General features: G+C 53.5%; 6 protein-coding genes. All 6 read left to right on the forward strand.

Translation table 11 applies throughout. From position 1 onward, the window contains the following. The first annotated feature begins 40 nt into the window (after window positions 1–40). Window positions 41–868 carry a diaminopimelate epimerase gene (gene dapF / locus K0B01_09605; protein MBW6486391.1) on the forward strand — a complete coding sequence of 276 codons (828 nt, stop codon included), beginning with the start codon at window positions 41–43 and terminating at the stop codon, window positions 866–868. A 2-nt stretch (window positions 869–870) separates the two neighbouring features. Beyond that, window positions 871–2,034, forward strand: coding sequence for an LL-diaminopimelate aminotransferase (locus tag K0B01_09610; protein MBW6486392.1), 1,164 nt, complete (start codon window positions 871–873; stop codon window positions 2,032–2,034). Window positions 2,035–2,069: 35 nt separating this feature from the next. Continuing rightward, complete coding sequence (locus K0B01_09615; GenBank protein MBW6486393.1) at window positions 2,070–3,101, forward strand: YchF family ATPase; 1,032 nt, start codon at window positions 2,070–2,072, stop codon at window positions 3,099–3,101. A gap of 370 nt (window positions 3,102–3,471) precedes the next feature. Next, window positions 3,472–5,421 carry an aldehyde dehydrogenase gene (locus K0B01_09620; protein MBW6486394.1) on the forward strand — a complete coding sequence of 650 codons (1,950 nt, stop codon included), beginning with the start codon at window positions 3,472–3,474 and terminating at the stop codon, window positions 5,419–5,421. A gap of 23 nt (window positions 5,422–5,444) precedes the next feature. Next, complete coding sequence (locus K0B01_09625) at window positions 5,445–6,017, forward strand: (4Fe-4S)-binding protein (GenBank protein MBW6486395.1); 573 nt, start codon at window positions 5,445–5,447, stop codon at window positions 6,015–6,017. 28 nt (window positions 6,018–6,045) lie between these two features. Then, window positions 6,046–6,202 (forward strand): 4Fe-4S dicluster domain-containing protein (locus tag K0B01_09630; protein ID MBW6486396.1); only part of this gene is annotated, 157 nt, incomplete at its 3' end.

Raw genomic sequence — 6,202 nt, forward strand, 5'->3', positions numbered from 1 at the left:
GTAGGGACGGTTCACGAACCGCTCGTACAGAAAGGTTCTTATGATTGAATTTTATAAGCTAAGCGGCAGCGGCAATGATTTCATATTCATCGACAATATGGACAGAAATCTTCAAGTCGGAGACCTGGCTTCCTTTGCAAAAACCGTCTGTGCGCGGCAGGTTTCCGTTGGAGCGGACGGCCTTATTGTGATTGAACCTTCCGCCAAGGTTGATTTCCGTTGGCGTTTTTTCAACGCCGATGGTTCGGAAGCGGCGATGTGCGGCAACGGAGGGCGCTGCGCCGCGCGCTTTGCCTTCCTTAAGGGAATTGCCGGACCGCGGATGTCCTTTGAAACGATTGCAGGCGTCATCGATGCCGAGATAAAAGACGATGTCGCAAAGATCCATATGACCGCCCCGCACAGCCTTGCTCTGGACGACCAAATCAGGGTCGGGGGAAGGGACATTGCCGTTCACAGCGTGGATACCGGAGTCCCCCATGCAATTCATTTTATAGAAGATATTGATCAGTTCGACGTCTTTCATGTCGGACGGGAAATACGTCGGCATGCCCATTACCAGCCAGCCGGAACCAACGCGAATTTTGTCCTGGTTGTTGACGACCACACGCTTCGGGTACGGACTTACGAGCGGGGCGTCGAGGATGAAACCCTCGCCTGTGGAACCGGCTCCGTCGCCTCGGCCCTGCTCGCCGCCTGCAAGGGTTTCGTCCAGTCGCCGGTTGCGGTCCACGTAAAAAGCGGCGAAATACTGACAATATACTTTAAAAAGACGAACGACGGCTTTACCGATGTTTATTTAGAGGGAAAGGTCGCTGTCGTATATCAGGGAAAACTGTGGGATGAAGCATGGAGGAAGGGGGAATGAGCGTGCAGATTGCCGAGCGTTTGACAAAAATACCGCCTTATCTGTTTATGGAATTGAGGAAAAAGATCGCCGCCGCCAGGGCGGCCGGCGTTGACGTGATCAGTCTCGCGATCGGGGACCCGGTCGAGCCGACCCCGGAGGCGATCATCGCGGAGCTCTGCCTTCAGGCCCGCGACCCGGAAAACCACCGCTATCCGACGGACGAGGAGAAGGGGATGTTCGCCTTTCGCCAGGAGGTCGCCTCCTGGTACAAGAAGCGATATGAGGTCAGCCTTGACCCGGCGACTGAGATACTTGGTCTCATCGGTTCCAAGGAGGGTTGTCGCCATTTTATCACGGCCTGCATCAACCCCGGGGACATTGTGCTGATGACCGACCCCGGTTACCCGGCTTACCGGGCAAGCATCCTGCTGGGGGGCGGCATTCCCTGGAGTGTTCCGATCCGGCCGGAAAATGGATATCTGCCCGTCTTTGAGGAAATACCCAAAGATGTGCTGCAAAAGGCCCGGGGGATGTTTTTGAACTATCCGAATAACCCGACAGGGGCCTGCGCGACCCGTGACTTTTTTGATAAGCTGGTCATCTTCGCGAAGAAAAACAACATCGCCGTTTGCTACGACAACCCTTACAGCGAGGTTGTCTTCCCAGGCCAGGAGCGATTGAGCTTCATGTCCGCCGCGGGGGCGAAGGAGGTGGGCGTTGAGCTGAACTCCCTTTCCAAACCTTACAACATGACCGGCTGGCGGATCGGCATGGCCATCGGCAACAGGGAGCTGATTGCCGCGATGAGCAAGGTCAAGGAAAACACCGACTCCGGCATCTTCAACCCGATCCAGTTCGCCGGGATTCGAGCGCTGCGAAACGAAGACGGAAACATAGACCGCATGCTTCAGATTTACGCTGCCCGCCGCAAAAGGGTTTTACAGACGCTCGCCAAGATCGGGATAGACTTCAATCCGCCCAAGGGTACTTTCTACCTGTGGATTCCGACCCCGCAGGGGATGAGTTCCCTGGAATTCACCAACCACCTGTTCGAGAAGGCGGCTGTTGTCGTGGCATCAGGCACCGCCTATGGGCAGTACGGCGAAGGATTTGTCCGCATCTCGCTGACTGTGCCGGATAAACGGCTGGAAGAGGCTATGGCCCGTATTGAAAGCGCAGCGTAATCTTCATAAAAGGCCTTTGCCTGAGGAAACAATAAATGGAAATTGGAATTATCGGCCTGCCGCAAAGCGGGAAAAGCTCCCTGTTTGAGATTATGACCGGCGTCAAGAGCCGTGACCTGCACGGTGAGATCTGCGTGCGAGGGCTCGCGGCCGTGCCCGACCCCCGCTTCGAGAGGCTGGTTGAAATCTTCGCGCCGGCCAAGGTCTCGCCCGCCAGAATTCCCTTCAGCGATGTTAACGCCGCAGGGGAAAAGGCATGGAATGCCGTCCGTCAGAGCCTCTCCGGGGCTGACGGGCTTGTCCATATCGTTGACGCCTTCACCGCACTTGATCTCGCGGAGGCGCTTGGCCGCTACCGCAAGCTTGAAGACGAGCTGATCCTTTCCGACCTGCTGATCGTGGAAAACCGTCTGGAACGGCTCGCCAAAACGGCAAAAAAACCGCTGCCCCCGCAGGACGCCCTGCACGCCGCGGTTCTGCCGAGGCTTCTGGAACAGCTCGAGGGCGGCAAGCCGCTACGGGGATTGCCGCTTTCCGATGAAGAGAAGCACGGCCTGAGGAGCTTTTCCTTCTGGACAATTCGCCCGGAACTTGTGGTCGTCAATACCCCGGAGGACGATCCATCGGTCGCCAATGCCTTTTTGCAGGCATTGGGAACGGCTGTTCCCGGCATCGGCATCTGCTGTGAAATCGAGGCGGAGCTGATCGCCCTGCCCGTGGGAGAACGCAATGAATTTCTCCAGTCGCTTGGCATCGCCGAGGCCGCCTTTGGCCGGGTGATTAAAGCCGCTTTCTCCCTCCTCGGCCAGATTTCCTACTTCACCGTCGGCGAGGACGAGGTCAAGGCCTGGGTAATCCCCGCCGGAACAAAGGCCCCGAAGGCCGCCGGGGTCATCCATAACGATTTCGAACGGGGGTTCATCAAGGCCGAGGTTATTGGCTACGAGGAGTTCATCGCCTGCGGCGGCAGCTACGCCGGGGTCAGAAGCCAGGGGAAACTCCGTCTCGAGGGCAAGGAGTATATTGTTCAGGACGGCGAGATCATCAATTTCCGGTTTAATGTGTAAATAGCGATGCCGCACGGCGCCAATGAAAAATTGTCCCCCGGGCTTTGATTCCAGGTTTTGCTGCTGCACACAAAAAACTTGACATTATTTTTCAATTCTGTTTGTGAACCCCGACCAAGTTTGGAGTGCGGTAATGGCTCTTATGACATAAATCAGGTTTTTCCTTGGGTCGCTTTTCAAAGGGGCCGCCAGAGTGATCTTCGCTACTGAAACCATGGCATAAATATTAATGCAGCAAGGCTTTATAAATTTAACCGGCATTTAAGTCTTGGCCTTGTACAGGCAAAAGACCGTTTTGCATGAAATGCCTGATCCAGTTAGATAGGTATTCAATCTACAACGAGTTCAGGCAATCAAGAAGGGGGAGAAAATGAGGTACGGAGAGACAGGTTTTAATTTGGAGATTGATCTATCCCTGGGAAGCATTGACCGGGTGGAAACTGACCCGAAATTGACCGAGCTTCATCTGGGCGGTCAGGGCACTGCCGACAGGATACTGTGGGACAGGGTTCCTGCGGGAGTTGAACCCTTCTCCCCCGAAAATGTACTCATTTTCAGCTCCGGTCTTTTGGTGGGCACCCCCGTTCCCGGCGCCAATCGCACCGTTGTGAATACCTTTTCTTCCCAGACAAACTTGCATGCGCATTCACTATTGGGGGGATATTTTGGAGCGGAACTCAAGCATGCCGGTTATGACAAAATAGTCATCAGCGGCAGATCATCCGAACTGGTTTATTTGTGGATAAACAATGACAAGGTGGAAATACGCGATGCCAGTCATCTGCGGGGCATGGGCTGCCAGGAAACTGCCGAACAAATTAAAAGGGATTTGAAGAGCGAAAAAATTCAGGTGGCGGCCATCGGCCCGGCCGGCGAAAACAGGGTCAATATGGCCTCCATCGATCACAGCCACTCCAGCGCGGCCCGCGGCGTAGGCTCGATCATGGGCGATAAACGGCTGAAGGCGATCGCGATTCGCGGGACGAAGGACCTTAATATCGCCAGGCCGACAGAGCTTTTTGAGATGTGCCAGAACCTGCGGAAATCAATTGCGGAAAACCCGTCTGTCGGAGACTGGATGGCAACCGACGAGGATGACAGCTTCCATCATAACAATTTTTCCTGGGGCAATGCGCGGGTGCGCAGAAGGGATTTCTGGAGCAAAGAGCTCGAGGAAAGATGGCGCAATCTCAAATATAAGTACATGAACCGGCAGACCAGTTGCTATAACTGTTCCAAGGTCTGCCACAATGTGATCTCCTTTCCAGGGAAACCAACATTCTCCTACAAATGCTACGGGAAAGACACCTATCATATGGCGGCCTTTCAAGAGTTGGACTTCAGTTATGAGATACTCGGCATTTCTCAGGAGTACGGTTTGGACTCATACTCGACGCCGCAGGTCATCGCCTTTGCCCTTGAACTGTACGAAGCCGGCATTTTGAAAGACCAGGATTTCCCGGGAATGCCGGTAAACGTCAGGGAACGATTCTTCTATCTGCTGGAAAAGATCGTCCGCCGGGAAGGGATCGGGGATATCCTGGCCAATGGCGTTTCTTTGGCGGCGCGTCAGATCGGCAACGGCGCCGAGGCGTATGATCATAATACCATCAAAAGATTTGAGCAGTTGCCGATCAAGCTGGGAAGGCTGAATCCCGTTTATTTTCTCATGTTGGCCACGGGTGAGAAGATGGCGATCACCCAGATTGAAGGCTCTTTCCCCCAGGATCCCCTTCCCACCATAGAGCAGCGAAAAGAGTTTGTAGATGGGTGGGTTTCGGTGCCTAATGAAAAGTTTAAAAAATACTTCATGGAATGGGAAAAGCGCGACACAATCTCCAATGAGGCGTCTTGCGCCATTTGCGATTGGAACGAGGCGATGCATTACCTCGATGATGCCACCGGGATCTGCGGATTTCTGTCGTCATTCCGGGGAGGGCAGTTTGGCGGAAGGTCCGCATATCATATCCACAATATGCCGCCCTTAATCTCGCTTTCGACCGGAATAAAAATGGATGAAACCCTGCTGTGGGAGGTGTTTCAAAGAAACCGGACCTTAGTCAGAGCCCTCAATGTCCGGAGGGGTATGAGACGAATTGATGAAAAGCCTCCGGAAGACCATTGGGCAATCAGAGACCATGATTATGAGCAAAAGCTGCTTGACGATTATTATGACTTCAAGGGATGGAATAAAGACGGTATTCCTACCAAAGAGACGTTGGACAAACTGGGCTTGGACTACGTCAGCGAAGACTTCCTCCAGAAGGGAATCCTGAAGGATAACGAAGCTGCTTCGACCGAAAAAGAGAAAGAAGCGTAGTTTCATGTTCATCAATAAAGTCGATGGGGGTGCTAACCGTGAATGGCGGGGTAAAAAAGAGAACAGTTAAAGAAATAAAAGTTAATGTTGATAAGTGCACTGGCTGTCGGGCTTGTGAGCTTTCCTGCGCCGCTTTCCACGCGTCGCCAAGATATAGCAGCATTAATCCGGCGAGGGCCCGGATTCGGGTTCTCATTTATGAACGGACTGATTTGTACGTTCCGGTGCGCGCCACCAATTATACGCCCGCCGAATGCAGCGGCCGGCAATCTTATATTATCGATAAAAAAGAATACAGCCAGTGCAGCTTCTGCGGCGCTTCCTGCCCCTCCCGGGAGCACTTCAAGGAACCCGATTCCGGCCTTCCTCTAAAATGCGACATGTGTGAAGACGAACCGCCCCTGTCGGAGCCGATGTGCGTGCAGGCGTGCACTTTCGGCGCCCTGACTTATGAAGAAACTCTTGAGGAACAGGGGAAGGAAAAAGAGGCAAAGCCGGAAGATTTAAAAATAGGATTGGAATCATTGGTGAACAAATATGGCCCGCAGAAGGTAACGGATGCCGTTACCCGGATGTCCCTGTCCCGGAAGGGCTGAAATTATTAAGAAAAATTAAGGAAAGCAAATGGAGACAGTGGCTCCTTACAGGGAGATGATAGACGTCATCAAGGAAAACGGCGGGGAGGTTTTCAAGTTCTGCTACCAATGCGGGATGTGCGACTCTGTCTGTCCGTGGAATCGGGTGATCAAGTTCAGCATGCGCAAGCTCATCCGTCAGGCCA

The sequence above is a fragment of the Syntrophobacterales bacterium genome, assembly GCA_019429105.1.
In the GTDB taxonomy this organism is placed as follows: Bacteria; Desulfobacterota; Syntrophia; order Syntrophales; family UBA5619; genus DYTH01.

Excerpts from the sequence above, each read along its gene's own strand:
- dapF (MBW6486391.1), top strand. The coding sequence starts at position 41 with ATGATTGAATTTTATAAGCTAAGCGGCAGCGGCAATGATTTCATATTC.
- K0B01_09615 (MBW6486393.1), top strand. The coding sequence starts at position 2,070 with ATGGAAATTGGAATTATCGGCCTGCCGCAAAGCGGGAAAAGCTCCCTG.
- K0B01_09620 (MBW6486394.1), top strand. The coding sequence starts at position 3,472 with ATGAGGTACGGAGAGACAGGTTTTAATTTGGAGATTGATCTATCCCTG.
- K0B01_09625 (MBW6486395.1), top strand. The coding sequence starts at position 5,445 with ATGGGGGTGCTAACCGTGAATGGCGGGGTAAAAAAGAGAACAGTTAAA.